The organism is Brevundimonas albigilva (assembly GCF_023503965.1).
In the GTDB taxonomy this organism is placed as follows: domain Bacteria; phylum Pseudomonadota; class Alphaproteobacteria; order Caulobacterales; family Caulobacteraceae; genus Brevundimonas; species Brevundimonas albigilva.
In genome coordinates this window covers 2,261,018-2,285,533 of sequence record NZ_CP097298.1, presented here as the reverse complement: position 1 = coordinate 2,285,533, position 24,516 = coordinate 2,261,018, and the positions used below count along the sequence as shown (strand labels likewise).

23 protein-coding genes are annotated in these 24,516 nt (G+C 67.2%); 11 read left to right on the top strand and 12 right to left on the bottom strand.

The window, feature by feature from the left end; all coding sequences use genetic code 11:
- Nucleotides 1-60 precede the first annotated feature (60 nt).
- Both MU852_RS12125 and MU852_RS12120 read left to right on the top strand, forming a co-directional pair.
- Nucleotides 61-1,377: a hypothetical protein gene (locus MU852_RS12125; RefSeq protein ID WP_249749780.1), complete on the top strand. Its 1,317-nt coding sequence runs from the start codon at nt 61-63 to the stop codon at nt 1,375-1,377.
- Nucleotides 1,374-1,538 (top strand): hypothetical protein, encoded by a 165-nt coding sequence (locus MU852_RS12120; protein WP_249749779.1) that lies wholly within the window; start codon nt 1,374-1,376, stop codon nt 1,536-1,538. Before MU852_RS12125 ends, MU852_RS12120 begins: the two co-directional genes overlap by 4 nt.
- A gap of 3 nt (nt 1,539-1,541) precedes the next feature.
- On the opposite strand, the gene MU852_RS12115 is transcribed toward MU852_RS12120, so the two are convergent.
- The 4 genes from MU852_RS12115 to MU852_RS18270 all read right to left on the bottom strand — a co-directional run bounded on the left by MU852_RS12115 (nt 1,542) and on the right by MU852_RS18270 (nt 8,463).
- On the bottom strand, nt 1,542-3,764 hold the full coding sequence (locus MU852_RS12115) for a S9 family peptidase (RefSeq protein WP_249749778.1): 2,223 nt from the start codon (nt 3,762-3,764) through the stop codon (nt 1,542-1,544).
- 214 nt (nt 3,765-3,978) lie between these two features.
- Complete coding sequence (locus MU852_RS12110) at nt 3,979-6,918, bottom strand: TonB-dependent receptor (protein ID WP_249749777.1); 2,940 nt, start codon at nt 6,916-6,918, stop codon at nt 3,979-3,981.
- Nucleotides 6,919-6,982: 64 nt separating this feature from the next.
- Nucleotides 6,983-7,960 carry a FecR family protein gene (locus MU852_RS12105; protein ID WP_128116425.1) on the bottom strand — a complete coding sequence of 326 codons (978 nt, stop codon included), beginning with the start codon at nt 7,958-7,960 and terminating at the stop codon, nt 6,983-6,985.
- A 14-nt stretch (nt 7,961-7,974) separates the two neighbouring features.
- Nucleotides 7,975-8,463 (bottom strand): RNA polymerase sigma factor, encoded by a 489-nt coding sequence (locus tag MU852_RS18270; RefSeq protein ID WP_128116424.1) that lies wholly within the window; start codon nt 8,461-8,463, stop codon nt 7,975-7,977.
- 85 nt (nt 8,464-8,548) lie between these two features.
- Between MU852_RS18270 and MU852_RS18265 the strand changes: the two genes are divergently transcribed.
- Entirely contained in the window at nt 8,549-8,779 is a 231-nt protein-coding gene (locus MU852_RS18265) for a helix-turn-helix domain-containing protein (RefSeq protein ID WP_128116423.1), read from the top strand.
- A gap of 65 nt (nt 8,780-8,844) precedes the next feature.
- Nucleotides 8,845-8,988 (top strand): helix-turn-helix domain-containing protein, encoded by a 144-nt coding sequence (locus tag MU852_RS18260; RefSeq protein WP_430641140.1) that lies wholly within the window; start codon nt 8,845-8,847, stop codon nt 8,986-8,988.
- Nucleotides 8,989-9,099: 111 nt separating this feature from the next.
- Here the strand turns inward: MU852_RS18260 and tcmP are convergent, their stop codons facing one another.
- Nucleotides 9,100-10,350 carry a three-Cys-motif partner protein TcmP gene (gene tcmP, locus MU852_RS12095; protein WP_249749775.1) on the bottom strand — a complete coding sequence of 417 codons (1,251 nt, stop codon included), beginning with the start codon at nt 10,348-10,350 and terminating at the stop codon, nt 9,100-9,102.
- A 142-nt stretch (nt 10,351-10,492) separates the two neighbouring features.
- On the opposite strand from tcmP, the gene MU852_RS12090 reads away from it, so the two are divergent.
- The 3 genes from MU852_RS12090 to MU852_RS12080 are packed head-to-tail and all read left to right on the top strand — an operon-like array spanning nt 10,493 to nt 13,561.
- Nucleotides 10,493-11,266, top strand: coding sequence for a DUF5131 family protein (locus tag MU852_RS12090; RefSeq protein WP_128116420.1), 774 nt, complete (start codon nt 10,493-10,495; stop codon nt 11,264-11,266).
- 28 nt (nt 11,267-11,294) lie between these two features.
- Nucleotides 11,295-12,587 (top strand): three-Cys-motif partner protein TcmP, encoded by a 1,293-nt coding sequence (locus MU852_RS12085; protein ID WP_249749774.1) that lies wholly within the window; start codon nt 11,295-11,297, stop codon nt 12,585-12,587.
- Nucleotides 12,584-13,561 (top strand): hypothetical protein, encoded by a 978-nt coding sequence (locus MU852_RS12080; RefSeq protein WP_128116418.1) that lies wholly within the window; start codon nt 12,584-12,586, stop codon nt 13,559-13,561. Before MU852_RS12085 ends, MU852_RS12080 begins: the two co-directional genes overlap by 4 nt.
- Before the next feature lie 105 nt (nt 13,562-13,666).
- Here the strand turns inward: MU852_RS12080 and MU852_RS12075 are convergent, their stop codons facing one another.
- Nucleotides 13,667-14,728 carry a site-specific integrase gene (locus MU852_RS12075; protein ID WP_128116416.1) on the bottom strand — a complete coding sequence of 354 codons (1,062 nt, stop codon included), beginning with the start codon at nt 14,726-14,728 and terminating at the stop codon, nt 13,667-13,669.
- A 112-nt stretch (nt 14,729-14,840) separates the two neighbouring features.
- On the opposite strand from MU852_RS12075, the gene dusA reads away from it, so the two are divergent.
- The 3 genes from dusA to MU852_RS12060 all read left to right on the top strand — a co-directional run bounded on the left by dusA (nt 14,841) and on the right by MU852_RS12060 (nt 17,362).
- Entirely contained in the window at nt 14,841-15,854 is a 1,014-nt protein-coding gene (gene dusA, locus MU852_RS12070; protein ID WP_283843612.1) for a tRNA dihydrouridine(20/20a) synthase DusA, read from the top strand.
- 32 nt (nt 15,855-15,886) lie between these two features.
- Complete coding sequence (locus tag MU852_RS12065; protein ID WP_249749773.1) at nt 15,887-16,711, top strand: sulfite exporter TauE/SafE family protein; 825 nt, start codon at nt 15,887-15,889, stop codon at nt 16,709-16,711.
- An 84-nt stretch (nt 16,712-16,795) separates the two neighbouring features.
- Nucleotides 16,796-17,362, top strand: coding sequence for a 3D domain-containing protein (locus MU852_RS12060; RefSeq protein WP_249749772.1), 567 nt, complete (start codon nt 16,796-16,798; stop codon nt 17,360-17,362).
- 93 nt (nt 17,363-17,455) lie between these two features.
- Here the strand turns inward: MU852_RS12060 and MU852_RS12055 are convergent, their stop codons facing one another.
- From MU852_RS12055 to MU852_RS12045, 3 genes are all read right to left on the bottom strand, one after another.
- The gene (locus MU852_RS12055) at nt 17,456-18,358 is read right to left on the bottom strand and encodes a hypothetical protein (RefSeq protein ID WP_249749771.1); all 903 of its coding nucleotides are present in this window, start codon (nt 18,356-18,358) and stop codon (nt 17,456-17,458) included.
- A 93-nt stretch (nt 18,359-18,451) separates the two neighbouring features.
- A complete protein-coding gene (locus MU852_RS12050; protein ID WP_249749770.1) occupies nt 18,452-18,775 on the bottom strand; it encodes an Mpo1-like protein in 324 nt (107 codons plus the stop codon).
- An 80-nt stretch (nt 18,776-18,855) separates the two neighbouring features.
- Nucleotides 18,856-20,748, bottom strand: a complete 1,893-nt coding sequence (locus MU852_RS12045; protein ID WP_249749769.1) for a DEAD/DEAH box helicase — start codon at nt 20,746-20,748, stop codon at nt 18,856-18,858.
- A gap of 185 nt (nt 20,749-20,933) precedes the next feature.
- On the opposite strand from MU852_RS12045, the gene MU852_RS12040 reads away from it, so the two are divergent.
- Nucleotides 20,934-21,143: a flagellar basal body rod C-terminal domain-containing protein gene (locus tag MU852_RS12040; RefSeq protein ID WP_249749768.1), complete on the top strand. Its 210-nt coding sequence runs from the start codon at nt 20,934-20,936 to the stop codon at nt 21,141-21,143.
- Nucleotides 21,144-21,159: 16 nt separating this feature from the next.
- Here MU852_RS12040 and MU852_RS12035 read toward each other — a convergent pair whose 3' ends face one another.
- The 3 genes from MU852_RS12035 to MU852_RS12025 form a co-directional block, all read right to left on the bottom strand.
- Nucleotides 21,160-22,935, bottom strand: a complete 1,776-nt coding sequence (locus MU852_RS12035; RefSeq protein ID WP_249749767.1) for an SLC13 family permease — start codon at nt 22,933-22,935, stop codon at nt 21,160-21,162.
- A gap of 69 nt (nt 22,936-23,004) precedes the next feature.
- On the bottom strand, nt 23,005-24,129 hold the full coding sequence (locus MU852_RS12030) for a hypothetical protein (RefSeq protein WP_249749766.1): 1,125 nt from the start codon (nt 24,127-24,129) through the stop codon (nt 23,005-23,007).
- Nucleotides 24,130-24,155: 26 nt separating this feature from the next.
- Complete coding sequence (locus tag MU852_RS12025; RefSeq protein WP_249749765.1) at nt 24,156-24,488, bottom strand: PadR family transcriptional regulator; 333 nt, start codon at nt 24,486-24,488, stop codon at nt 24,156-24,158.
- Nucleotides 24,489-24,516 lie beyond the last annotated feature (28 nt).

The window sequence follows — 24,516 nt, the reverse complement described above, 5'->3', positions numbered from 1 at the left end:
GATCAAGGTTGTTTGGGATTTTTCTGCTCGCCTGTAGGCTGCGCTCGGCAGGGAGGCGCAATGCAGGTCGTCGGCAAAATTCAGGTGGTGGCTCCCGGGAAGGCCGCCGACCTTCCACAGGTGATGGCGGCGCTGGAACGCTGGGCCGACGGCAAATTCTCGACCTCTGAAGACGGCGCGGCGATCATCCAGCGCAGCGGGGCCACCGCCATGACCGACCGGAGGGACGACCAGGTCGGGGACCAGCGCTGCGCGAGCTTCGATGTGCTCGAACCGGTTCGCACAGGCGAACTTCTGACGGCGGCGCGGGTTCTGGCGACCGAGGCCGACCTGTATTTCAACTGCACCCTCTCCCTGGGCGTCGAGGGCGGACTTGCCCCGCCGAGCATCGATCTTTTCACCCCGCGCTTCGTTCGCGAGATCATCGCCCTGGACATCGATTGGCGGGCGTCAATCGAGGGCGAGCATCTGCTCTCCACTTTCGCCCGGATTGCTGAAGCGGACGTGGAGATGTTCCTGGCCCTGCTTCAGTCGCCGCAGCGCCGCCTGCCGCTGATCCTCGTCTCCGAGCTCGACGGCAAGACCCTGGCCGGCGATCTGCATTCGCGTCTCGCCTCCGATGTCTGCGGCCTGGCCCATGTCTGTCGCATCGATCAGGCGGCCGCCTGGGCGGTGACGGAACGGCTGGATCGCGAGTGGTCCTGCTACAACGGAGCCGTTCGCCTGTTCTGGCCCTTCCGGGGCAATCAGGAGCGTCCGCGCAACCATCCGCTCTGGACGCGGGATCGCCTGACCGCACGGGGCGACGACGAGGTCGAAGCGCGGGATCGGCTGCGTCAGGACCTGCGCCGCCGTCTTCTCGACGCCTCCACCTTCGTCGCGGACGACCAGGCGTTCAGGCGGTTTGTACGCCTGCGGGACGCCCCCGCCGTCCGCAGCGCCGAGACCGCCTCGAGCGAAGATCTCGTCGCGCGGATCGCGCAACTTGAGGCGACCCTGGAGGCGCGGGACGCTGAGATTTCGACGCTGAACGACAATCTGGCCGCGCTGAACGTCGCGCTGAGATCGCAGTCGACCGCCGACGAGCCGGCCGGCGAAGAACCGCCGCCGGCTACGGTCCTGGAGGCCTTGGCCATCGCGCGCCGCCGGTGGGGCGGCTCGATCCTGTTCGGCGACGCCGTCGACGATCAGGCCGCCGCCCTGTCTTCGGAGGCCGGCCCGCCCGAGAAGGTGCTGAGGTATCTCGACGTCCTGGCTGAACTGGCGGCGACGCGGGCGGCCGGCGCCTTGGGCGGGACCGTCCCGACCTGGCTCAAGGATCGGGGGTCAATGCCTCGATCGAGTCCGAGACGATCCGCAACAGCCGTGACTCCATGAAGCGGCGAACCTTCCCGATCGACGGCAAGCCGACGCCGTTCGAGCTCCACGCCAAGCCCAATGATGGAGTCTCGCCGGACCAGTGTGTGCGGATCTATTTCGATGTACAGGAGACGGCGCCGCACGTCAGGGTCGGCTACATCGGGCGCCACTTCGAATGATCGTCACCGCGCCGGGGCCTGGGCTGGCTCCGGCCCAACCCCAGCGGCCGGAGACGCTCGGGCCAGAACCTCGTCCAGCCAGCGCCAGACCGTATCGTACATGTCCCGGATGTTCGCCGGGCTCGACAGCACATGTCCTTCGCCGCGGTAGGTGACCAGCACCACATCCTTCTGTTGGCGATAGAGAGCCGAGAACAGCTCCTGCGCCTGGGCTGGAGGGACGTAATCCCTGTCCGCCGTGATCAGCAGGACCGGAACCGTGATCCGGTTCGCTGACAGGACCGGGCTGTTGCGTATGTAACGGGCTGGGTCAGTCCAGGGCGGCGCCCCCAATCCGCCCTGTCCGGTCTCGACCCACCCCGCGCGGGATCTGACCGGCAGCCCGTCTTCCGGGGCCAGGGACTGAGGCAAGGCGAACTGCCCCCAGACACTCAGCAGGTCGTAGGGGCCGTTGGCGGCGATAACGGCTGAAAACCTTGACGACTGGGTGGCAGCCGCGACGGCCGAATAGGCGCCGAAGCTATGCCCCCACAGCACCAGCCGGTCCGGGTCGAACGCGCCCGTCAGAGCCGCGGCGTCCACGGCGCGCAGGATGTCCGCAGCCATGTCTTCAGCCGGTTCGCCCCGGTGTTCGACCCGGGGCAGGCTCGGTATGAGCACCGCATAACCGGCGGCGACCATCAACTGCACATTGGTGGCGATGTCCGCTTCGGTCGGCGACGGGGCGCGAGCCGGACCGCCGGGATAGGGAATGATGATCAGCGGCGGCCGCTGCAGTCCGCTCGCGGCGGGCCGGAAGAGCCAACTGACGAGCGGGGAGCCGTCCTTGGCCGTATGCCCCACGGCCTCGGGGCTTGCGAACACCACGCCCGACAGATGATCGTTGATCCGGGCCAGGCGCGCGCCGTCGGCGCGGCTGAGGATCTCCCGGACGCCGTCGGTCTGCACCACGGCGGCTTGGCTCTCATCAATCGCTACGATGCGCTCGCCCGCCAGAGGTTCGCCGAGAGGCGCACCGTCGATCAAACGCCGTCGCTGAATGCCGTTGCCCTCTCCGACGAGCACCCAATCTTGCCGCGTCGGACTGTTGAACTGGAACCTTTGGCCCTGGCTGAACAGGGCGGTGGTTACGCCAGAGGCGACCCTTCGTCCCTGGCTTAATCGCAGGGCGTGTCCGACCTGATCCACCGACCAGACTTCGCCGCCGGACTGGACGGCGATATGGCTGCGCGACACGGCCAGAAGAGACGAGGATGGCGATGCGAGATCTCTGGTCAGGACGCGCGCATCGAAAGGGCCCAGACGCACCCAGTCCCTGCGTGCTTCGCCCTGGACGTAGAGCATCGGTCGGTCCCCCAGCCAGTCCGCGCAGATGACTTCGGTCCGCAGACCGGTCTGTACCAGGGCAGGCCGGCGACCATGGAGCGACGTCCAGGCCACCGTCTTCCGCTGAGGATCGATCTCCACCAATCGGCCTTCCGACCACGACTGTCCGTCTTGGCGCACCCAGACGAGCAGGCGGCGTCCCGAAGGGGACCAGGTCATGAGATTAGGTGACAGATCCAGTCCGGGAAGCGGCTCCCAGACCGCTCCGGTGTCGAGATCGACCAGCGTCAGTTCGCGGCGCGTGGAGAAGTCGCCCTGCAGGAAGGGAACGGACGGATCGAAGGGGCGATCATCGGTGAAGCGCGCGGCGGCGACGAACCGCCCGCCCGGTGAAACTTCCAGATCATGAAAGCGGCCTGTCGCAAGGGTCCGTTGCTCTCCAGAGGTCGTCGTCACCAGCACGAGACTGGAGCTCCGAGGCCGTGGCGTCGCATCGCGGAAGGCGCCGGCGCCGATCACCGTGCGTCCCGGTTCTCGGCCCTCCCGGGTCAGCCCCCACAGGTGCTGCATGCGGGTTCCAGCGTCGTAGCTCAGTCGCATCATCGCCGGAAGATCGCCTGCCGCGCGCTGAATCAGAACCAACTGCTCGCCGTCTCTCCACTGCGCGGCACGCCCCCACATCGCGCTCTCCGGCGTGCCCTGAAGCCAGCGGACATCGCCGGTGGCCGGATTGGCGATGCCGGCCTGGAAGGTGCGGTCCCCCAGACGGTAGACCAGCAACCGACGACCGTCGGGCGACCAGGCTCCGATCACCTGACCGCCGCCATCAGGGTGTCGGGTCAGTCCGATCGGCGGGGCTGAACCGTCCGTCGCCGCGACGAGAACCTGGGTGCGCAGCACCAGATCCAGAGCGTCATATTCGTAGGGACCGGTCTCGAGAGCGGAGCCGATGCGCTCGAAAGCGAGGCTTGACCCTTGGGGCGAGAGCGAAGCCTGACCGAACTGCTCGAGCTTCAGAAGATCGTCGATGACAAACGGGTCCGCGCGAGCCGACCCCCTATCCGAGGATCAGAGCTAGGCTCGCCGCCGCGAGCGCAGAACGCAGCATGACGGATCACCAGCGCTTGGTGACTTGCAGGGAGATGGTCCGGCCCAGGGGATCGGCCTGACCGGCGTCGAAGCCGATGCCGGTCACAGCGTCGTAGAAGGGCGGATCGGCGTCGAAGAGATTTCTGACCGACGCCGTAAGGCTCAGCCCGTCTCCCCAGGCGGCGGACGGCTCCCAGCCCAGTTGCAGGTCGGTGGTCGTCCAGGATCCGATGCGGATTTGGCGAAGGTCGCGATAGCCGCCCACATGATTGACCGCAACGCGCACGGACAGGTCATCGCGCACCCACCGTCCGGACAGGGTTCCCCGAAGATCGACCGGGAAGCCGTAGGTGTCCACCAGATCCACGCTGGGCGCCGCCGTCGTGATGCGCCGGGCGAAGTCGGTCATGTAGGAGGCGGAGGCCTCGATGGTCAGCGCGCCGCCGGCCAGGGCCAGATCATAGGCGGCGTTGGCGTCGAGACCCCGCACCTCGACAGAGGCCGTGTTGAGCCACCGGGCGTCGACGATCACCCCGAAGGCGTCCGCCGGCAGAACGCCGGGAAGCAGGAAGGCGGGGCTGGTGATCAGCGCATCCACTGCCGCCCTGTCCGCGGCCGAGGTGCGGTCGATGCGCCGGACGAACGGCGCGAGGTTGGGATCGAGGAGCACCTGGGTCAGGTTGTCGAGCGCGGGCCGACCGATCTGATCGGAGAAGTCGATATCGAACCAGGTGGCGCCGAACCGCCACGGACGGTCCGCCGGTCGGTAGTCGAAGCCGATGGTGAAAGTTTCCGCCGTCTCCGGCTTCAGGTCGGGATTTCCGCCGCCCTCGAAGAGAGCCACCTGCTGACCGACCGTGTCGGCGACGAAGGTGGCCGAGATGTAGCGTCGCTCCGCCAGTTCCACCATCGCCGGGGCGCGGAAGGAGGTCCCCCAATTGGCGCGCATCGTCAGATCGGCCAAGGGGCTCCAGATCAGGCCGACCTTGGGATTGGCCGTCGAACCGATGTCGTCGTACTCCTCGACCCGCCCGGCGAGGGAAAGTTCGAGCCGCTGAATCCCGGGGCGCGCATTCGCCTCCCCCACCAGCGGCGCGCGGATTTCGATGAAGGCTGCGGAGACCTCCCGGTCCTTGTCCGGCGCCTGGGTGGACGTCGGTGCGAGCCCCGAGGTGAAGGTCGTACCCCGGTTGCGAAGCGACTCCGTCCGGAACTGGGCGCCGGCCGCCACCCTCATGTCGCCGCCGGGGAGCTGAAGGGCGACGCCCTGAACGATGAGGTTCGCCGAGGCGACCTCGCTCTCATCCGTATACCGGCTCCAGCCGCTCGAGATGAAATCCAGCACGGCGCGAGTGTTCGCGGCGCCGGAGCCGAACAGATTGAGAAAGCCGTCGCGCGAGGCCGAGAAGGGCGTGGCGGGGTTCTCCGCGGTGTTGCCGAGCGCTTCCTGCAGGAAGGTCGACTGCAGCATGCCGGTCCGCTGATCGTCGGAGCGCTCCGCGCCATAGGTCAGGAAGGCTTCAGCCTCCCAGCCCGCCGGAAGAAAGGCGCGCGCGCCGAGGGTGGCGCCGAGGCTTCTCGACCGCCCGGACCGCCGCGATGCGCCGATATCCTCGCCGAAGGCATAGGCGACGCTGTGGGAGGCGGCCCCTGTCGGAGACACGAAGTGCGGATTGGCGGCCGTCACCGTCGCGATGGTGGTGGGCGTCAGGCTTTCCGTCTCGAAGTCACGCTGGCTGAACCGCAGGTCGCCGGTGAGCTCGAGGGTCTCGCCGAGCGACTGGCGGGCGTAGACATAGGCGGCCTGGCGATCGAACTCCGGTGTCAGCGCTCCGCCAACCCGGGTGTTGCCGTAGTTCTGCTGTCCGGCCGCGAAGTTTGAGGGCGAGGTGGCGACGCCGTTGCTTCCCGGCCGGATGGCGTGGGTCACGACATAGCCGCCGCTGGCGCTGTCGAAGCGCACGAGGTTGCCCGGTGCGCTGTAATAGGTCCGATGGTCGGTCCCGCCGAACGGCCTCAGATCGCCGGTCGCCGTATAGGGGCGGTCCAGGGTGCTCAGGGCGTTCTGGCGCTCGAACTCGTAGGACGCGAGAACCTGTCCGTTCGACCATGTGCGCCCCCAGGTGTGCGCCGCGATGACGGATTCCGCGCCGCCTTCGGACGCGCCGATCCTTAGGCGGCTTTCCTGTCCGTCGAAGTCCCGGCGGAGGATGATGTTGACCACGCCGCCCACGGCGTCGGCGCCATATAAGGCCGAGGCGCCGTCGAGCAGCACATCGACCCGGTCCACGGCCGCGGTCGGGACCGCCGAGACATCCGCAAAGTCGCCCCGGCCGCCGGCTCCGGCCATGCGCCTGCCATTGACCAGCACCAGGGTCGAGTCCGGGCCGAGACCCCGCAGGTTGACGCCCGTCGCCAGCCCCGAGTTGCTCTGCATGGGATCGGACCCGACCAGGGCCGCCGTCGGCGTGCCGCTGCCGGCATAGTTCTGCGGCAGGGCGGCCAAGGCCTCGGCGACCGTCGCGCGGCCCGCCCGATCCAGGTCCTCCCTGCGGATCACCGTCACCGGCGACGGCGTATCGCCCGGTCCGCGCAGCAGGGTGCCGGTCACGACAACTTCCTCGAGGGTGGTGGTCGCGAGCTCTTCGGTCGTCACCCGCTGGAGAACCCAGGCGCCCGAGGTCGAGCGCACCGCCGTAAGACCGGAGCCGGAGAGGAGGCGGTTCAACGCCTCATCCGGCGTCATGCGTCCTGACAAACCTTGGGTGCGCCGCCCGGCCACCTGGTCCGAGGTGAACATCAACTGCCGTCCGGCCTGGCTGGCGTAGGCGTTGAGGGCTCCGCCCAGAGGCCCAGGCGCGATCGAAAAGTTGATCTGCGCCGGCGCAGGTGTCTGAGCTTGGGCGACGCCTGCGACGGTCGCCAGGGCGGCCCCGGCGAACAGGCTGCTGCGGTAAGCGTTCATTCTATCCTCCCCGACGACGCAAGGACGCGTCGGGGGAAGAGACGGTTGACGGGGGCTGTGACCCTCACGTCTCCCCGATATTTCCTGGACCGATCAGCCGGACCCTGCCGTCCGGCTCAGTCACGGTGCGCAGATTGAGGAGTTGTGCGGCGGCCGCGACGAAGGCGGCGCGATCCCCACTCCGGAAGACGCCATTGATCGATGTCCGGGCGGCGGCGGGGGCGTCCAGTACGATCGGATCCGCCAGATAGCGGTTCATCTCCGCGACGGCCTCCGCCAGGGGGGTATCGACAAAGACCAGTTCGCCGCCGGTCCAACTTGTCGCCACGGCGGCGTCGACGGCGGAGACGCGCGCCTGCCCCTTGCCGACCGCGCTCTGCTGGTTCGGACTGAGCCGCTGCGGCGCGACGCCGGGCCGGGCCTGGGCCACGTCGACGGCGCCGGACACAAGCACCACGCGCGTCACGTCGCCAATGTGACGAACCTCGAAGACCGTCCCCACAGCGGTGACGGACGCATCAGATGTCGACACCACGAAGGGCCGTCTAGGGTCATGCGCCACTTCGAAGAAGGCCTGCCCATTGGTCAGATCGATGTGACGCTCGCCGTCGGAGAAGCGGACCTTGAGCCGCGTGTCGGTGTCGAGGCGGATGCGCGACCCGTCAGCCAGTTGGACGACGGTCTGCTCGCCCACGCTGGTGCGGTAGACGCCGCGCGCCTCCCACATCGTGAAGCCCACGACCAGGGCGACAGCCATGGCGGTCGCCAACCCGGCCATAAGGACAGGCTTCAGGCGACGCGCCTTGGGGCGGCGTTGCATAGCGCTGTCCAGCGCCGCCTGGATGTCAGTGTCGCTGGAAAGGGTGTTGGATTTCGCCCAGAGTTGCTCAGCCCTCTGGTAGGCCCGGGCGTTTACCGGGTCTCGCCGCCACTGGGCGAACTCTTCGATCGTCTGCAACGAGATGCTGCGCGTGCCCAGACGCGCGATCCAGTTGGCCGCCTGATCATCGGCCGCCGTCCGTCTGTGTTGCTGAGCCGACATCGCAGCCCCCTGGACTAGCGTCGGAGCTGACTATCAACCTGTTTGAGCGCCCGCGTAATGCGGCGCTCCACGGTCTTGACCGACACCTCTAGTCGCTCAGCGATCTGCTCGTTTGTCAAACCTCCGAAGCGGCTCAGCATGAAAATATCTCGCTCCGGTTGAGGAAGTTTCAGGATGAGCTGTTTGAGGAGGACAGTCTCGGTCTGGGTCGGGGCGTCCGCCCACGGAGCTGTCGATGCGGCGTGACGCTGTTGCCGCTGGGCGCGGCGCCCCTCTTCGGCGACCAGATTGGTGGCGATGCGGAGGAGGAGAGACTTGGGGTGGCGGATTTCGCCGCGGGCCTGGTAGGGCGCGATGCGGACGTAGGTTTCCTGGACGACGTCATCGACGGCGGTGACGCCGAGGCGACGGAGGCGGGCCGTAAGCCAAGCCGCGTGATGGCGATAGAGCCCATCAAAATCGTGTCGGCCGAAGCGACCCTGAGACGCGTCTGATAAGGACAAAACGGCCGCTCATGATATTCTAGCAGTATATTGCTAGCTCCATATCACCTTTTCGAAGCAGTCACAAACAGCGACATCCTTCTCGATGGATGGCGGGACACTTCTTGGTCGAAACATCCTTCACTTCCGGTCTCTCCGGATGTGGAGTCAGCAGGATCTCGCCGGTGAGGCAGGCCTCTCGCTTCGATACCTGGCTGGCATCGAGAGGGGCGAAGAGAATCCTTCTCTGAAGACACTCACCGCGATCGCAAGTGCAATCAGAGTTCCAACCTGGTCCCTACTTCATCCAGATAGCCAGTCTGTTGAGCAGATTTAATAGCAATATATTGCTAGCGCTATGGAACCTTCCAATATATTGCTGTTAGATGCTCCACTACTTCGATGGATTGGAAGAACTGCCTCGGCCAAAATATTCGGCGATACCGCGCTGACAAAGCGTGGTCGCAGCAAGCCCTAGCTGGGGAAGCGAACTTGTCCTTGAGATATCTGGCCGGGATCGAACGGGGGAGGAAAACCCCAGCCTAGAGACAATCGTCGCAATTGCCGAAGCATTGGACGTGGGGCCCGCGCGGCTGCTTGAAGTACGACGTTAGTTCCCGCGATTGAAGCAACCAGCAGGCGTGTGGGTACGGCATCTCACGGTCGGGAGACCAAATAACTGTCATCTGGGACCCGTTTACGCGCTTCCCAACCTGGGAACGCTAATGCTCCTGACTTGCGCAGATCGGCGGCCAATGCGTTGACTTGGGCGTGCGTAACAATAGCTCTCGCCAACACCTGGGGCCACACCTCCGCCCAGCGGACGGCAGTTGGAGTAGCTGGGACTAGGTTGAGAAGGGCCTCACCGGCAGCGCGATGCTCATCCTCTAAGAACTGGTCTGTCGGATCAGGCATCATGTCGCTGAGCGAGCCGAACAGTTCGTTTTGGCGGCTGGAGGCGGCAACGGCATTGAGCTTGGCGACGCCGCGGGCCTGGCTCTGTGCGCGCAGCGCCTTGATCTGGCAGTCCCGAAAAACCTCCAAGCCTGTCACGCTCCGAGTCCCGTAGACTAGGCTGTACAGTGGTCGGTCTTGGGTCGGTCTGAGGACCGTGGTCTCCGCCACATGAGCATAGCCGCCCAGACTTCGCAGCGTAGCGGCGAAGGCCTCTACCAATACCGCCTTGCGGTGGTCCGCCTGGCTCACGCCGGCATCTGGCGAGGCCGCGAGTTGGGCTCGCCATCCCGGCGCAACGAGGAGCCGGTCCAGGCTGGCGGCGACCTGGGGCTTCTGAAGCTCGGCGAACCGGTTGATGAAATCGAACATGAAGTTGAACACGACCTCGCTGTTCGGCCGCTTCAGCAGCGGCGCGATCCGCTGCATGTCGATCGCCCACCCCTTCGGATCGATGAAGAGAAAGGCGAAGGCCCGGGCCGGGATGTCCTTTAGGAGTTCGGGCGCCCTTTCAATGAAAGAGCCGGGATAGGTCTTGATCTCGACGCCTGGGAAAAGCGTCCTGACGCTTTGCAGATTGGCGTAGGCGGCCGGGTTCTTCTCGACGAGATAGGCGGAAACCTTGAGATCGCGCCCCAATCCCTTCCAAGTCGCCTTAGCCCGTGTCAGGGCCGCCAGAGCGATCCCGAAGGAGGTGTCTTCGAAAGCCTCGCCGGTGTTCTGCCAAGGGCCGGAGAACCCGTCGACATAGGCGATCTCCGGATAGGCGCTGCCGATCTTGTGGGCGAAGATCTCCAGATATTCCCCGAGCAGGAAGTGTTTTACGTAGGCCTGCTCCCGGCCAGCGTATCGGCCTAAATCCCCGATCATGATGACCTCCGCGTGTCCGAGTCGCACCCGCGATTCCCGCCACCATTGCAAAGCTTGCGGCGAACGTCGATAGACGATGCTCATGGGGTTGGCCGCGGCCGGTTCAGGCGGCAAGGATGCGGGGACGATCCGGCGACGCGGTTCGAAAGGCGTGCTAGACGTTCAACCTCTGCTTGGTGCGCCGCTGGCGCGACGCGTCAGGCGTGAAACCACAATGAGAAGGCTGATGGCTGAGACCCAGATCGAGTGGACCGACGCCACCTGGAACCCCGTGGCGGGCTGTTCCATCGTTACGGCCGGCTGCACCAATTGCTATGCGATGCAGATGGCGCGTCGCCTCGAGGCCATGGGGGTCGCCAAGTACGAAGGGCTGACCCGCAAGAGCGGCAAGCGGGCCCTCTGGAACGGGGTGGTCCGCGAGGATCCAGCGGCCTTGGCAATTCCGCACGGCTGGAAAAAGCCGCGCAAGATCTTCGTCAATTCGATGAGCGACTTGTTCCACGACGCCGTCAGCGAGGCCTTCATCCTCGATGTCTGGCGGGTGATGCGCGAGACGCCGCACCACAACTACCAGATCCTGACAAAACGCCCGGAACGGATGGCCGAGGTCGTGGCCCGCATCCCGGACGTCCTGCCCAATGTCTGGCTGGGCACCAGCGTGGAGAGCGCCGAGGTGGCAGGCCGCATTGACCATCTGCGCCAGGTCCCGGCGCGGATCCGCTTCATCTCGTTCGAGCCGCTCATCAGCGCCGTGGGCGCCGTGGACCTGACCGATATCGATTGGGCGATCGTCGGCGGCGAGAGCGGTCTCAATGCCCGGCCCATCCGCGAGGAATGGATCGACGAGATCTACGGCCAGTGCGAGGCCTATGAGACTGCGTTCTTCTTCAAGCAGTGGGGCACCTGGGGCAAGGACAACAAGAAGCGCTCCAAGAAGGCCAACGGCCGCGAGTACCGCGGCCAGACCTGGAACGAGATGCCGGCGGCGATGGAGGCTTAAGGCCCCGCCCGCGAGACCCGGAGCACGAATGAAGACGGACGGCTACGCCTGGCCCCAAGGGGCCGAACTCGACGACCACAGCCGGCGCAAGCACAAGATCCTGCGCGAGTACTTTCATCAGTATCTGACCGTTCGGTGCCAGCTTCCGCAGCAGTCGAAGTTCCGACTGGCCATCGTGGACGGCTTCTCAGGCGGCGGCCGGTACCAGTGCGGGTCGGCGGGCTCGCCGATCATCTTCATCGAGGAGCTCGATCGGGCGCTGGAAGCGATCAACTTGCGCCGGGCAATGCAGGGCCTGGGCGCGATCGAAATCGAATGCCTCCTTGTGTTCAACGACGCCCTGCCCAGTGTCACGGCGATGCTGGCCTCCTACTGCGAGCCCCTGGTCGCGGCCATCAAACACAAGTCGCCCAAGCTTCACCTGGATGTCTGCTACTTCTCCGAACCGTTCGAGGCCGCCTATCCGGCGATCCGCGATCTGATCGCCAAGGGCCGCTACCGCAATGTCCTCTACAATCTCGATCAGTACGGCCACGCCGAGGTCGACATCACGACCCTTCAGGACATCCTGCGCGCGACGCCTTCGACGGAGGTCTTCTACACCTTCGCCATCCAGACTCTCCTGACCTATCTGAGCGGACGCGATCCCGGCCTCCTGCTGCGCCAGCTCGGACATCTCGGGATCCGCCCGACAGACCTGGGCGCGTTGGAAGGGGTGATGACCAAGACCGAGTGGCTCGGCGCGGCCGAGCGGCTGGTGTTTGAGACCCTGCGGACCTGTGCGCCGTATGTCAGCCCGTTCTCAATCCGCAACCCGAGCGGCTGGCGCTACTGGATGATCCATTTCGCCAACAATTACCGGGCGCGTCAGGTCTACAATGACGTCCTGCACGACAACGGCCACCTTGACCATTTCGGTCGGTCAGGCCTGAACATGCTGGCCTATGACCCGGAGCGGGAAGGGCGGCTGTACCTGTTCGAGGCCGAGGATCGGGCTATCGCCCGCACCAATCTGCTGTCCGATATCCCGCGTCTGGTCTCGGAATCCGGCGACGCCATGCGGGTCAATGAGTTCTACGAGGCCGCCTACAGTGCGACCCCATCGCACAAGGACGATATTCACGCCGCCATGCTTGAGAGCGAGGACTTGGAGGTGGTCACCAAGAAGAATGGCGGCCTTCGGCGTCGTGGAAACACTATCTCGATCGGCGACACCCTGCGACTGAAGGCTCAGAGATCCTTCTTCCCGATGCTGGGCCGGACCGGTCCACCTTTGATGATCGGCGGGACGGCGCGTTCGCCGGCAGATCCGTCTTCATGACTGTCTGGCGGCCGATCACCGCAGAAGGCGCCGGTTACGCCAGCCTTCTCAGCGACGCGATCGCAGCAACCGAGGCCGCCAATCCAGACCTTCTATGGCCAGTTGACGAGGGCGTTCAGTTCGTCGTCAGCGACTATTCCGGCCAGCACAGGCAAGCCACGCATGAGACCCACGCCTTCCTTGTGACAACGGATGAAGCGCTTGCGGACTGGTTGCCGTCGTGGAGCGCCTTTCGCGAGGAATGGCTGCCGGACGGACGACGTCTCTCGTTCAAACAACTGCGTGAACCAGTCCGACGCCGCGCCTACCCGCACTTTCTGCAACTTGTCGGACGACTGAGGGCCAACCTGATCACAATCATGGTCGACAACCGCGTGGGTCCCCTGTCAGGCGACCCGCTGGAACTAGCCGCCATCTGGGACGACTGTTTCGCGCCAGGCGCGACTGCAGCGAGCATCGAGAAGGCTTACAGGCTCGCTCTCTTCGTCTGCCTAATCCAGGCTGGTCTGCGCCGTGAAGATCAGCCGTCGCGTTGGATCAGCGACCAAGACGAGGTACTCGATAGTTTCGACAAGCGAGAACGTTTTTCTGGCATCGCACGCTACCTGACCTTTGGACTGACAGGTTGGCGTGCCGCAGCTGTTCAGGATTTCATGACCACAGGTGTCGCAAACGCACCGCCTTGGTTGGAAGACCTCGCGGCGATCCCGGATATCGCGGCCGGTGCATGCGCGCAACTGAGCGGCGTCCTGCCGCTATTTCGCAACAGAAAGACCTGGACGGTCCCCATGTCATCTGGCGATGTCGTTGATACCCGAGCGCGCGCTTTCGGCGACTGGCTATCGGCGTCAGAAGGCGTTCTCCGCCATGTGCTGGTTAGGCTCGCCCCCGATGACGCTGGTGAGGTTAGAGCTTCCGCGCAGCGCTTCCTAAGACGGCCGCAGCCGTCTGGCTCTTCTGGTGGGGCAGTCTAGCCGTATCTCCGATTCACGTTCTTTAAAACGAGCTTCAATGGCCGCCTGCAAACCTAGGCGTCGGACGTCGCGCGTATAATGTTCTGGTTGACTGGGACGATGACGCTAAGCCGCCATGCTGGCTGCGGTGGAATGAAGACTTTCGGGGCGTAGATGAGTGTATCGCCGGAGCATCTTCCAGTCCTTATGGCCTGTAACCAACGCTACCTGCTGGATCTGAAATCCTGCCTCGAAGAGCCGACTGGTGCCTTCGTGGCGCAGGTCGTGGAAATGCAGATCGATAATACCCAGGTCCTTGCACGCGCGGGTGAACGCGGTGCCTGCTGAGCGATGGTTGAACGGAAAGATGCGGAGTTCGGCGTTGGTTCGTGACGGCCGCCGGGCTTCGATCAGTGCGACAGGGTCGAAGCCCGACACAGTGAGAAGCGGGATCCGTTGATCGTTTCCGACCTTCTCCCGCGGGTCCTTTCGATCGCGGATCGTGAGCATCTTGGTCCTGGGCACGTAGTCGTCCCAAACGACACGGAAGATTTCCTCCTGACGCATCGCCGTCGCGATCGCGAACTTCACGATCACGCCCATCGGAATGGTTTGCCTGGGGTTGCTCTCGAAATGCGCGATCAGGCGCTCGAGCTCATCGTCGGTGGGACGCCGATCTCGTTCGATGCCTTTCCCGACAAGCCCCAGCCGTTTCAACGCGACACGAGCCATATCGATGGGCTCCACCGGAACTGTCAGGCCGTGAACGGCGGCGGCGTGGGAGATCACCAGCTTGATGGCGCCAATGTCGATGCTCAGCGTCATCGGGCCTGCCCCCTCGGCGGCGCGCTGGCGACCAAAGTCGATGAACAACTGCCGGTCCAACTGAGCGAGCTTCTTCGACCCGAGCCGATCCTTCAGCATCTTGAGCGTCGCCGCCTTCGAGCGCTTAGGCGCCTTACCGACTTCCTTCATGTCCTCGATGTGGAGATCGATCAGCTCGCCGAACGTCCGGAGCCTCGCGGCGCGCGAAGGTGTGGGCGTCTCTCCGCGATCGATACGACCTTCCGCCTCGGTCGCCCACCGACGCGCATCGTCGCGTTTGACGAAGGTCTCGCTTATATAGCGACCCTTCCTCCGGACCTGGACCCGCCACGATCCTGACGGGAGTTTCGAATACGTCGCCATTTCGTGTGCGATCTGTGTGCACTGAGGTGTCGAAAACCCGGAAAAAACGTCGCAACACGTCGTAAATTTGAGTGCACACGCCGCCTTCCAACTTTTTGATTATGCTTGAAAAATGCTGACAAATCAAGACCGTAGGCTGTCCGTGGCCCCGATGATGGACTGGACCGACCGGCATTGCCGGGCGTTTCACCGTGCGCTGACGGCGCGCGCGCTGCTTTACACCGAGATGGTGACGGCGCCGGCGGTGCTGCATGGCGATCGCGAGCGGCTGCTGGGATTCGATGCGGCGGAACATCCCGTCGCGCTGCAGTTGGGCGGGTCCGATCCGGCGCAGCTGGCCGAGGCTGCGCGGATCGGCGCGGCGTTCGGCTATGACGAGATCAATCTGAACGTCGGCTGCCCGTCGGATCGGGTCCAGTCGGGTCGGTTCGGCGCCTGCCTGATGCGCGAGCCCGAGCTGGTCGCCGACTGCATGGCGGCGATCCGCGAAGCGGTCGACGTGCCCGCGACGGTCAAGTGCCGCATCGGCGTGGACGATCAGGACCCGGCGGTCAGCCTGTTCGCCACGGTCGACGCCTGCGCCGCGGTCGGGATCGAGGTCTTCATCGTCCATGCGCGCAAGGCCTGGCTGAAGGGTCTGTCGCCCAAGGAGAACCGCGACGTGCCGCCCCTGGACTACGCCCTGGTGCGCCGGCTGAAGCGCGAGCGGCCGCATCTGTCGGTCTCGATCAACGGCGGGATCGCCTCGCTGGACGAGGCCGAGGCGCATCTGGACGCCGTCGACGGCGTGGCCCTGGACGGCGTCATGCTGGGCCGCGCCGCCTATCACGAGCCCGCCCTGCTGGGCCAGGCCGACCGGCGGCTGTACGGCGCGCCCGGGCCGGACGTCGACGCCTTCGCCGCGCTGGAACGCTATCGCTCCTACATGGCCGCGCGGCTGGAAGAGGGCGTCGCCCTGCCCGCCATGACCCGGCACATGCTGGGCCTGATGCACGGCCGTCCCGGCGCGCGCGCCTTCCGCCGCATCCTGACCGTCGAGGCGATCCGGCCCGGCGCGGGGCTGGAGGTGATCGACCGCGCCGCCGACGCGGTGCGCGAGGCCGAGGCCCGGCGCGAGGCGGCGTGACCCGACGGCCGTCCGCCGGCTAAGGGAGCGTCATGTTCGCCCTGCCCCTGTCCGAAATCCTGGCCCTGGCGGCGGCCCTGATCGCCGCCGGCCTGATCGGCGGCGTCATCGCCGGCCTGTTCGGCGTGGGCGGCGGCACGGTGCTGGTGCCGGCCCTGTTCTACGCCTTCGAGACCCTGGGCGTGGGCGGCGAAGGCAATCTGCACACCGCCATCGGCACCTCGCTGGCCACCATCGTCGTCACCGCGCTTCGCTCCCTGGCGGCGCACCGTCGGCACGGGGCGGTCGACGAGGAGGTTCTGAGGACCTGGACGCCGTGGGTGGCGCTGGGCGGCGCGGTCGGGGCGGCGGTCGCGGGGCTGACGTCGATGGAGGGGCTGGCCATCGTCTATGGCGCCTGCCTGATGCTGGTGGCGGCGCAGATGGGCCTGCTGCCGGATCGCTATGTCCTGCGCCGCGACATGCCGGTCGGGTGGGCGCGCCGGATCATCGGGACGGGCATCGGCCTGCTGTCGGCCATGATGGGCGTGGGCGGCGGCAGCCTGGGCGGCATGACCATGACCCTGTGCGGACGGCCGATCCACCAGGCGGTGGCCACGGCGTCGGGCTTCGGCGTCGCCATCGGCGCGACGGCGGCGCTTGGGTTCATGGCGTTCGGCTGGGGCGCGGAGGGGCGGCCGCCGCTTTCGCTGGGATACGTCAATCTGCCCGCCGCCGTCGTCATGGGCGTGATGACGGCGCTGTCGGCGCCGCTGGGCGCGCGCCTGGCGCATCGGCTGGATCAGCGGCTGCTGAAAAAAGCCTTCGCCGTCTATCTGTTAGGGACGGCGGCGTCCGTCGTCCTCAAGGCCATTTAGCGGCGGCCACTTTTCGGACACAAGTTAACGGGACAAATCCGGCGCCGGCGGCGTTGGGAGCCGGTGTCTCCATGAGTTGAACGGATGATCGGCGCCTCCGCTGCCTTCGCCTTGTTCTGGGCCGCCCTGTCGTCCGTCGCCAACGGACCGGTGCCCTACAATGTCGCTGTCGCGGCGGATGCTTTCAGGGTGGAAACCCCTGAAGCCGACACCGGTTCCGGGTCCGTCGAAGAGGCGGCCCTGGCGTTGAGCGCCGACCAGACCGAGATGATGGCGGGCGATCCCGACTGGCGCGCTTCGGCGCGGCTCTATCATGCGGGCGGGGGCGGCGCGACGGGCAACGATTCGCTGGGCTGCCGGCCGATCGCCATGCGCACCGTCGCGGTCGATCCGCGCGTCATTCCGCGCCGCACCAAGCTGTTCATCCGCGAAACCGTGGGCCTGCGTCTGGCCGACGGCTCGATCCACGACGGCTACTGGTACGCCTCGGACACGGGCGGGGCGATCAAGGGCGCCAAGATCGATCTGTTCACCGGCCACGGCCGCGGCTCGATGCGCCCGGCCCAGCGCCTGAACATGCGCACCCTGACCATCGTGGACGCGGGCGATTTCGACGGCTGCCCGCCGGCCTGGACCACCGCCTCGAACTGAGACGGCGGGGCGTCTGCCTGAATTCGTGAAAAGGCCGGCGATCCGAGAGGACCGCCGGCCTTTTCCTTGTCGTCCCCGCGGCCGCGCTGGGGCTCAGTCCACTTCCGTGACCTGGAGCGTCGACTGAACCATGTCGTCGCCGTAGGTTCCGACCCAGACGTCGTAGCGCCCGCTCTGCGGATTGGTGATCACGACCTTGGGGTCCAGCGCCCCGCCGCTGTCGTCGTCGCAGTACCAGCGTCCGTTCGGCGTGTTGATCAGCAGGGTGGTGTCCTCCCCGGCCGAGACCTTGAACGTCAGATCGGCGCCGCCGGCGTCGTAGAAGACCTGAACGTCGGGCGCGGCGCTGACCGCGCCCTCGCAGCCGGACCGCGCCGCCGAGGCCGGAACCGAACCGCCGGCCAGGATCGACTTGGTCCAGGGGTCCGGCGTGAAGCCCGCGCGCAGATTGACCGTGCCGTAGTTGGGCGAGGCGTTCACGTCCGGGCCGCCGCTGGCTCCCGGGCCGCCGCTTCCGCTGGTTCCGCCCAGTTCGCTGATCTCCAGCGTCGACTGGACCATGGAGTCGCCATAGGTGCCGACCCAGATGTCATAGCGGCCGCTTTGCGGACCGGACACGACGACCCGCGGGTCCAGGCCGCCGCCGCCGTCGTCGTCGCAGTACCACTGACCGTCGGGGCTGTTGATCAACAGGGTCGTGTCCTCGGACGCATGGACGCGAACGGTCAGATCCAACGACCCGGCTTCGTAGAACAGCTGCAGGTCCGGCGCCGCGCTGACCCGGCCCTCGCAGCCGGATCGCGCGCCCGAGGCGGGAACCGAACCCCCGGCCAGGATCGACTTGGTCCAGGGATCGGGCGTGAACCCGGCTTCCAGGTTCACCGAGCCGTAGTTCGGCTCCAGCGTGAAGTCCGGCGCGCCGCCGGCCTTCTGCGCTAGGACCGCCGTCGGCGACAGCAACGCCGCCAGAATCGCCGCCGTGGCGATCGTCTTCATGGATGCCTCCCCCTGTGAGCGGCCCCCGCCGCGCACCGGAAGATACGCCTTTACCCGCGCCTGTGAAGATTCAATCGAACAGCGGTCGCCCGATCAGAACCGCCGCTTGCCCGAGACCGTTTCCCAGAACAGGCGGAAGTCGCCCATCAGGCTCCACACCGGATATCTGAACGTTGCGGGCCGGTTCTTCTCGAAGAAGAAATGCCCTGCCCAAGCGAAGCCGTAGCCCACCAGCGGCATGGCCAGAAGCCACCACGGATTCAGCGTCACTAGGAAGGCGACGAACGCCGCGATCACCAGGCCGGTGCCGACCACATGGATGCGGCGGCACGTCCGGTTGGAATGCTCGTGGATATAATAGGGATAGAAGGCCTGGAACGAGGCGTACCGTCCCTGAGGCGGCGTCGGACTGGTCATGACGCCAGCCTGCGCCCGGAACGCGGGTCTGGCAAGCGCCGCCGGCCCCCTCCCGCTTCACGGGCAGGGGCGTCTTGCGATCATCCCTTCTTGAAGCCGCCCTTCTTGAAGCCCGGCTTGGGCTTGAACGGCTTCTTGGCGAAGGACTTGCCGCCTTCGCCGCCCTCGCCCCGGGCCTTGTCGGCGTGGGGCGCCCAGGGCTTTTTCTTGAACGGCGGGCGGGCGTCGCCCTCCCCGCCCTCGGCGCGCTTGGCGTAGGGCTTCTTGAACGGGCGCTCGCCGTCGTCGCGGCGCGGGCCGCCCGACTTGTGGCCGGCGAACTTCGCCGCCTTCATCGAACCGGGCGTCGGCGCTTCGGACGGCGTGATCCGGACGTCTTCGCTGGAGGCGGCGACGGCCTCGCGGAAGGCCTTTTCGTGGGTCTTGGCGATCTCGAAGCGCGTCTCTTCGGGGAAGGTGCGGATCGAGCCGATCTGCGGCTTGGAGACGCCGCCTACGCGGCAGATCAGCGGGATCAGCCACTTGGGATCAGCATTCTTGTTGCGGCCGATGTCCATGCGGAACCAGACCACCTCGTCGGGCTGCAGCCGTTCGCCCGGCCACGGCTGGGCGGCGGTCCCGTCGTCGGCGCGCACCCGCTCGCGCTTGCCCGGACGGTCGGCGGCCGGGTCGGACAGCTCCTCCGGCGCGGGCTGCTCCTTGCGCAGCAGGCGGACCAGGGCGGCGGCGATCTCGTCGGGCGTGCGCTCGGCGATCATGCGCTTGGCGACGGCCATGTCCTCATCCGAGACCTCGGCCTCGAAATGGACGGGGTCCAGCAGGCGCGCGTCGTCGGCCTTCCCGATCTCGTCGAAGGTGGGGGCGCCGGTCCACTGGGCCTCCACCCCGGCCTCGGCCAGCAGGCGCTCGGCCTTGCGGCGGCGCGAATGCGGGACCAGCATCACCGAGACGCCCTTCTTGCCCGCCCGGCCGGTGCGGCCCGACCGGTGCAGCAGGGCCGCGCGGTTCACCGGCAGCTCGGCGTGGATCACCAGGCCCAGGTCGGGCAGGTCCAGGCCGCGCGCCGCCACGTCGGTGGCCACGCACACCCGCGCACGGCCGTCGCGCAGGGCCTGCAGCGCCTCGGTGCGCTCCCTCTGGCCCATCTCGCCCGACAGGCTGACCGAGGCGAAGCCCCGCTCCAGCAGCGAGGATTGCAGATGGCGCACGCTGTCGCGCGTCGAGCAGAACACCATCGCCCGCCCCGCCTCGAACCAGCGCAGGGTGTTGACCGTGGCGTGCTCGATCTCGTTGGGCTGGATGCGATAGGCGCGGTATTCGATGTCGGCGTGCTGGCGGCTCTTGTCGGTGGCGTCGATCCGCACGGCGTCGTTCTGATAGCGCTTGGCCAGGGTCGCGATGTCGCGCGCGATGGTGGCCGAGAACAGCAGGGTGCGGCGCTCGGCCGGCGCCTGGTCCAGAATGAACTCCAGGTCCTCGCGGAAGCCCATGTCCAGCATCTCGTCGGCCTCGTCCAGGACGGCGACCTTCAGCTGCGACAGGTCCAGGTTGCCCCGGTCGATGTGATCCTTCAGGCGGCCCGGCGTGCCGACGACGATGTGGACGCCGAAGCCCAGGGCCCGCGCCTCGCGCCGGGCGTCCATCCCGCCGACGCAGGTGGCGATCTTGGCGTCGGCGTCGGCGTAGAGCCAGCGCAGCTCCTCGGCCACCTGAAGCGCCAGTTCGCGGGTGGGGGCGATGGCCAGGGCCAGGGGCGCGCCGCCGGGGCCGAAGGTCGGCCGGTCGCCCAGCAGGGTCGGCGCCGCCGCCAGGCCGAACGCCACCGTCTTGCCCGATCCGGTCTGGGCCGAGACCAGCAGGTCGCGCGTGGCGTGACCCTCTTCCAGCACGGCGGCCTGCACCGGCGTCGGCTCGGCGTAGCCCTTGTTGGCGAGCGCGCGGTCGAGCGCGGGGTGGACGGCGGGAAAGGGCATCGGAAACCTGAACAGCGAACGGCGGCCGAAACGGCCGCGCCCGGCCGAGGACGTCCTCAGGCCGGGCGGATGGCGCGCTCTATACACGGATAAAGGCGGGCGTGGGGCGGATTTCGCCGTTCACCCTGTTGCTTCAGTCCCCGTTGACGGGGCCCGTCCATTCTGGCCGGCGAAGGAGAGCCGCCATGCAGGCCACGTCCATCGCCGCCGCCGGCCTGATGTCGGCCCAGAGCCGTTTCGAGGCCAGCGCGCGCCGCACCGCCGCCCAACCGCTCGACAACCTCGAACGGGAAGTGGTCGAGCGCGTCGAGAGCGAAACGGCCTTCAAGGCCAATGTCGCCGTGCTGAAGACCGCCGACGAGATGACGGGAACCCTGCTCGACATCCTGGCCTGACGACCGCGCCGGGCGCCTACATCGGCCAGAACAGCAGGATGGTCGGCGGCCCGATCAGCAGCACCAGCAGGCTCAGCGGCAGGCCCAGCTTGGGATAGTCCGAGAACTTGTAGCCGCCCGGCCCCATGACCATGGTGTTGCACTGGTGTCCGATGGGGGTCAGGAAGTCGCACGCCGCCCCCACCGCCACCGCCATCAGGAACGGATCGGGCCGGTATCCCAGCTGCTGGGCCAGGGTCGCCGCGATGGGCGCGACCACCAGAACCGTCGCCGCATTGTTCAGGAACGGCGTCACCGCCATCGACGCCAGCATCATTCCCGCCACCGCCACCACCGGCGGGATGCCCTCGAACAGGCCGCGCAGGGCGCTGGCGATCAGGTCGGCCCCGCCGGTCTGCTGGATGGCGTCCGACACGGGGATCAGCGCGGCGATCAGCACCAGCAGGGGCCCGTCCAGCGCCGCATAGGCCTCGCGCATCTTCAGTCCGCCCAGGGCCACGATCACCACGGCCGCGCCGAAGAAGGCGATGGACACCGGGATCACGCCGAAGCCGACCATCACCATGGCGACGGCCAGGACCACGGCCGGCAGGAATTTGCGGCGCGCGCCGCCCAGCCGCACCTCGCGCTCGGCCAGGGGCAGCAGCCTCAGTTCGGCCAACCGGGCCGGCAGGTTGGATTCGGAGCCCTGCAGCAGCAGGACGTCGCCCGACTGCAGCTTGGCGGTCCGCAGGTGCTGGGTCAGCTCATATCCGCTGCGCGACACGCCCAGAAGGTTCAGCCCATGCTGGCCGTAGAGGTCCAGCTGCCGCACCGACTGGCCGGTCAACGGAGAGTCCGCCCCGATCACCGCCTCGACCAGATGGACCTCGTCCTTGGCCTCTTCCAGCAGCACCGGCCGGTCGCCGCGCACCAGCTTCATCCGCGCCGCGTCGATGAAGTCCTCCAGCGCCTCCTGCCCGCCCTTCAGCAACAGGGTGTCGCCGGGGCGGACCACGGTGTTGCCCCGCGGCCGGGCCTTTCGCTTGCCTTCGCGGATCAGGGCCATGACCTTGACCTCGCCGCCGGCCGCCTCGCTCAGGGCGGTGATCGTGGTCGGCTCCAGCGGCCAATCCTCGGGCGCATGGGCCTCGGTCAGATAGGCGTTGGCCGACAGGGCCGCCGACAGGCCCAGCGCCCCCGTCCGATCCTTGGGCAGCAGCCGGTATCCGAAGGCCAGGAAGGCCAGCGCCGCCGCCGTCAGGGCCAGGCCCACGGGGGCGTAGTCGAACATCTGGAACGGCTGCCCGACGATGTCCTGGCGCACCTCGGCGACCAGGATGTTGGGCGACGTGCCCACCAGCGTCACCATGCCCCCCGCCATCGCGCCGAAAGCCATCGGCATCAGCAGGCGCGACTGCGGCGTGCCCGTGCGGCGGGCGACCTGCAGGGCCACGGGCATCATGATGGCCAGGGCGCCGACGTTCTTCGTCACCATCGACAGCAGCGTCACCGCCGTGGTCAGCACCGGAACCTGGCTGCGCTCGGTCTTGAGGTAGGGCATGACCCGCTTCAGGGCCATCTCGACGATGCCGGACTTGGCGAAGGCCGCCGACACCACAAGGGCGCAGGCGATGATGACCGTCACATCGTTGGCGAACCCCTCGAAGGCGTCTTCGGCCGGGATCACGCCGATCGCCAGGCCCGCGACCAGGGCCCCCACCGCGACCAGGTCATAGCGGAACCGTCCCCAGATGAAGGCCGCGACCGTCAGCCCCACCAGCCCGAAGGCCAAACCCTGTTGCAATGTCACGCGACGATCCAGCCCCGATGCGGGCCGGAATGGCGCCGCTTGGCCGGAACGGCGAAAGCGTCCGAAGGTTCAGCCGCTTCCGCTGCGGAAACTCACCGGCCGACCGCCAGCCGGCCCGCCGCCCGGAGCATGCGCGCGACCTCCGCCAGGAAGGCCCAGACCACGACCACCATCAGGATGGTCGCCAGGCCGCCGACGTCGCCGTCGACCCGGTCGAACAGTCCGCTCACGCGCTGGATGAATTCCGTGACCGTGCCCACCCAGATCACCGGGCTCAGCGCCGACCAGAACCAGATCCACAGCACGCCCCAGGCCGCCGCCGCGCCGAACGCCAGGTCGCCCAGCGCCGTCAGCCGCGCGTTTCCGCCCGAGGCCGCCCGCATCAGGTCGAAGCCGATGCGGCAGACCGCGAACAGGGTCACGGGCCAATAGGCCGCCTGGACCATCTGGCGCAGGATCAGGCCATAGTCGACGCCGTCGACCACGCCGGCCAGTTCCTCGGGGCCGGATCGCCATCACCGGCAGCAGGCCCGTCCACCACAGCAGCACCACCGTCCAGCCGATGGCGCTGGCCACCGCGCGGGCCACCGGCGACATCTCGGCGCTTTCCTTCACCGCCGGGCCCGGCTTGGCCTTCGGCTCCGACCAGTCGCCCGACAGCTTGCGGCTCCAGTCGTCGGCGTCGATGTTTCCGCCCAGCTCGAACAGGCCCAGGTCCTTGACGCGCCATTTGGCGATGAAGTCCGGCTTCTTCGCCTGCCGCTCCAGGATGAAGCCCGCCACGGTCAGTATGCCGATGATCGACACCGCCCCGCTGAACAGGCTGGCCACGCCCTGGCCGATCGCCTGGCCCGGATAGACGTCGCCGGCCAGCACCCGCGCCGCCAGGCCGATCAGGGTGACGCAGGCCATCACCGTCAGCCCGACCTTCACGCCGAACAGCCACCAGGGATAGAGCTCCGGCCCGATCAGCGCCTGCGGTCCCGGGCGATAGCGCGCGGCCACCGTCAGCGGATGCCCCGCCTCGCGCAGCAGCGCCTCGACCTCGTCGTCGGTCGGCGCCCGGCCCAGCCGCGCCTCCAGGTCCTCTATCCGGCCCATGATGTCGTCGCGCAGTTCGGCGACGATGTCCTCGCGCGTCTCCTTCGGCAGCTGCGCCGCGACGGCCTTCAGATAGCGTTCGACCAGGTCCATCCCGGCCCCTCCTTCTTTCCCGGTGTTCACAGCATCTTCTCCAGCGAGGCGGACAGGCCCCGCCATTCGGCCGCCAGCCGCGCCAGCATGGCCTCGCCCCGCGGCGACAGGCGGTAGAACCGCTTCTTCCGTCGATCTTCCTCGCGCCATTCGCTGTCGAGCAGCCCCTGGCTCTCCAGCCGGCGCAGCAGGGGATAGAGGGTGCTCTCCTCCATCTCGACGCCGACCTCGTTCAGCGCGACGCGCAGCGAATAGCCGTATTGCTCGCGCCTGAGGCTGGCCAGCACGGCCAGGATCAGCGACCCCCGCCTCAGCTCCAGCCTCAGGCTCTCGAACAGCAGTTCCTCGTCCGCGCCCACCCGCACCCTCCATGCATCACATAGTGTG

Excerpts from the sequence above, each read along its gene's own strand:
- MU852_RS12125 (WP_249749780.1), top strand. The coding sequence starts at position 61 with ATGCAGGTCGTCGGCAAAATTCAGGTGGTGGCTCCCGGGAAGGCCGCC.
- MU852_RS12120 (WP_249749779.1), top strand. The coding sequence starts at position 1,374 with ATGAAGCGGCGAACCTTCCCGATCGACGGCAAGCCGACGCCGTTCGAG.
- MU852_RS12110 (WP_249749777.1), bottom strand. The coding sequence starts at position 6,918 with ATGAACGCTTACCGCAGCAGCCTGTTCGCCGGGGCCGCCCTGGCGACC.
- MU852_RS12105 (WP_128116425.1), bottom strand. The coding sequence starts at position 7,960 with ATGTCGGCTCAGCAACACAGACGGACGGCGGCCGATGATCAGGCGGCC.
- MU852_RS18265 (WP_128116423.1), top strand. The coding sequence starts at position 8,549 with ATGGATGGCGGGACACTTCTTGGTCGAAACATCCTTCACTTCCGGTCT.
- MU852_RS18260 (WP_430641140.1), top strand. The coding sequence starts at position 8,845 with ATGGATTGGAAGAACTGCCTCGGCCAAAATATTCGGCGATACCGCGCT.
- tcmP (WP_249749775.1), bottom strand. The coding sequence starts at position 10,350 with ATGAGCATCGTCTATCGACGTTCGCCGCAAGCTTTGCAATGGTGGCGG.
- MU852_RS12090 (WP_128116420.1), top strand. The coding sequence starts at position 10,493 with ATGGCTGAGACCCAGATCGAGTGGACCGACGCCACCTGGAACCCCGTG.
- MU852_RS12085 (WP_249749774.1), top strand. The coding sequence starts at position 11,295 with ATGAAGACGGACGGCTACGCCTGGCCCCAAGGGGCCGAACTCGACGAC.
- MU852_RS12080 (WP_128116418.1), top strand. The coding sequence starts at position 12,584 with ATGACTGTCTGGCGGCCGATCACCGCAGAAGGCGCCGGTTACGCCAGC.
- MU852_RS12075 (WP_128116416.1), bottom strand. The coding sequence starts at position 14,728 with ATGGCGACGTATTCGAAACTCCCGTCAGGATCGTGGCGGGTCCAGGTC.
- dusA (WP_283843612.1), top strand. The coding sequence starts at position 14,841 with ATGCTGACAAATCAAGACCGTAGGCTGTCCGTGGCCCCGATGATGGAC.
- MU852_RS12065 (WP_249749773.1), top strand. The coding sequence starts at position 15,887 with ATGTTCGCCCTGCCCCTGTCCGAAATCCTGGCCCTGGCGGCGGCCCTG.
- MU852_RS12060 (WP_249749772.1), top strand. The coding sequence starts at position 16,796 with ATGATCGGCGCCTCCGCTGCCTTCGCCTTGTTCTGGGCCGCCCTGTCG.
- MU852_RS12055 (WP_249749771.1), bottom strand. The coding sequence starts at position 18,358 with ATGAAGACGATCGCCACGGCGGCGATTCTGGCGGCGTTGCTGTCGCCG.
- MU852_RS12050 (WP_249749770.1), bottom strand. The coding sequence starts at position 18,775 with ATGACCAGTCCGACGCCGCCTCAGGGACGGTACGCCTCGTTCCAGGCC.
- MU852_RS12045 (WP_249749769.1), bottom strand. The coding sequence starts at position 20,748 with ATGCCCTTTCCCGCCGTCCACCCCGCGCTCGACCGCGCGCTCGCCAAC.
- MU852_RS12040 (WP_249749768.1), top strand. The coding sequence starts at position 20,934 with ATGCAGGCCACGTCCATCGCCGCCGCCGGCCTGATGTCGGCCCAGAGC.
- MU852_RS12030 (WP_249749766.1), bottom strand. The coding sequence starts at position 24,129 with ATGGACCTGGTCGAACGCTATCTGAAGGCCGTCGCGGCGCAGCTGCCG.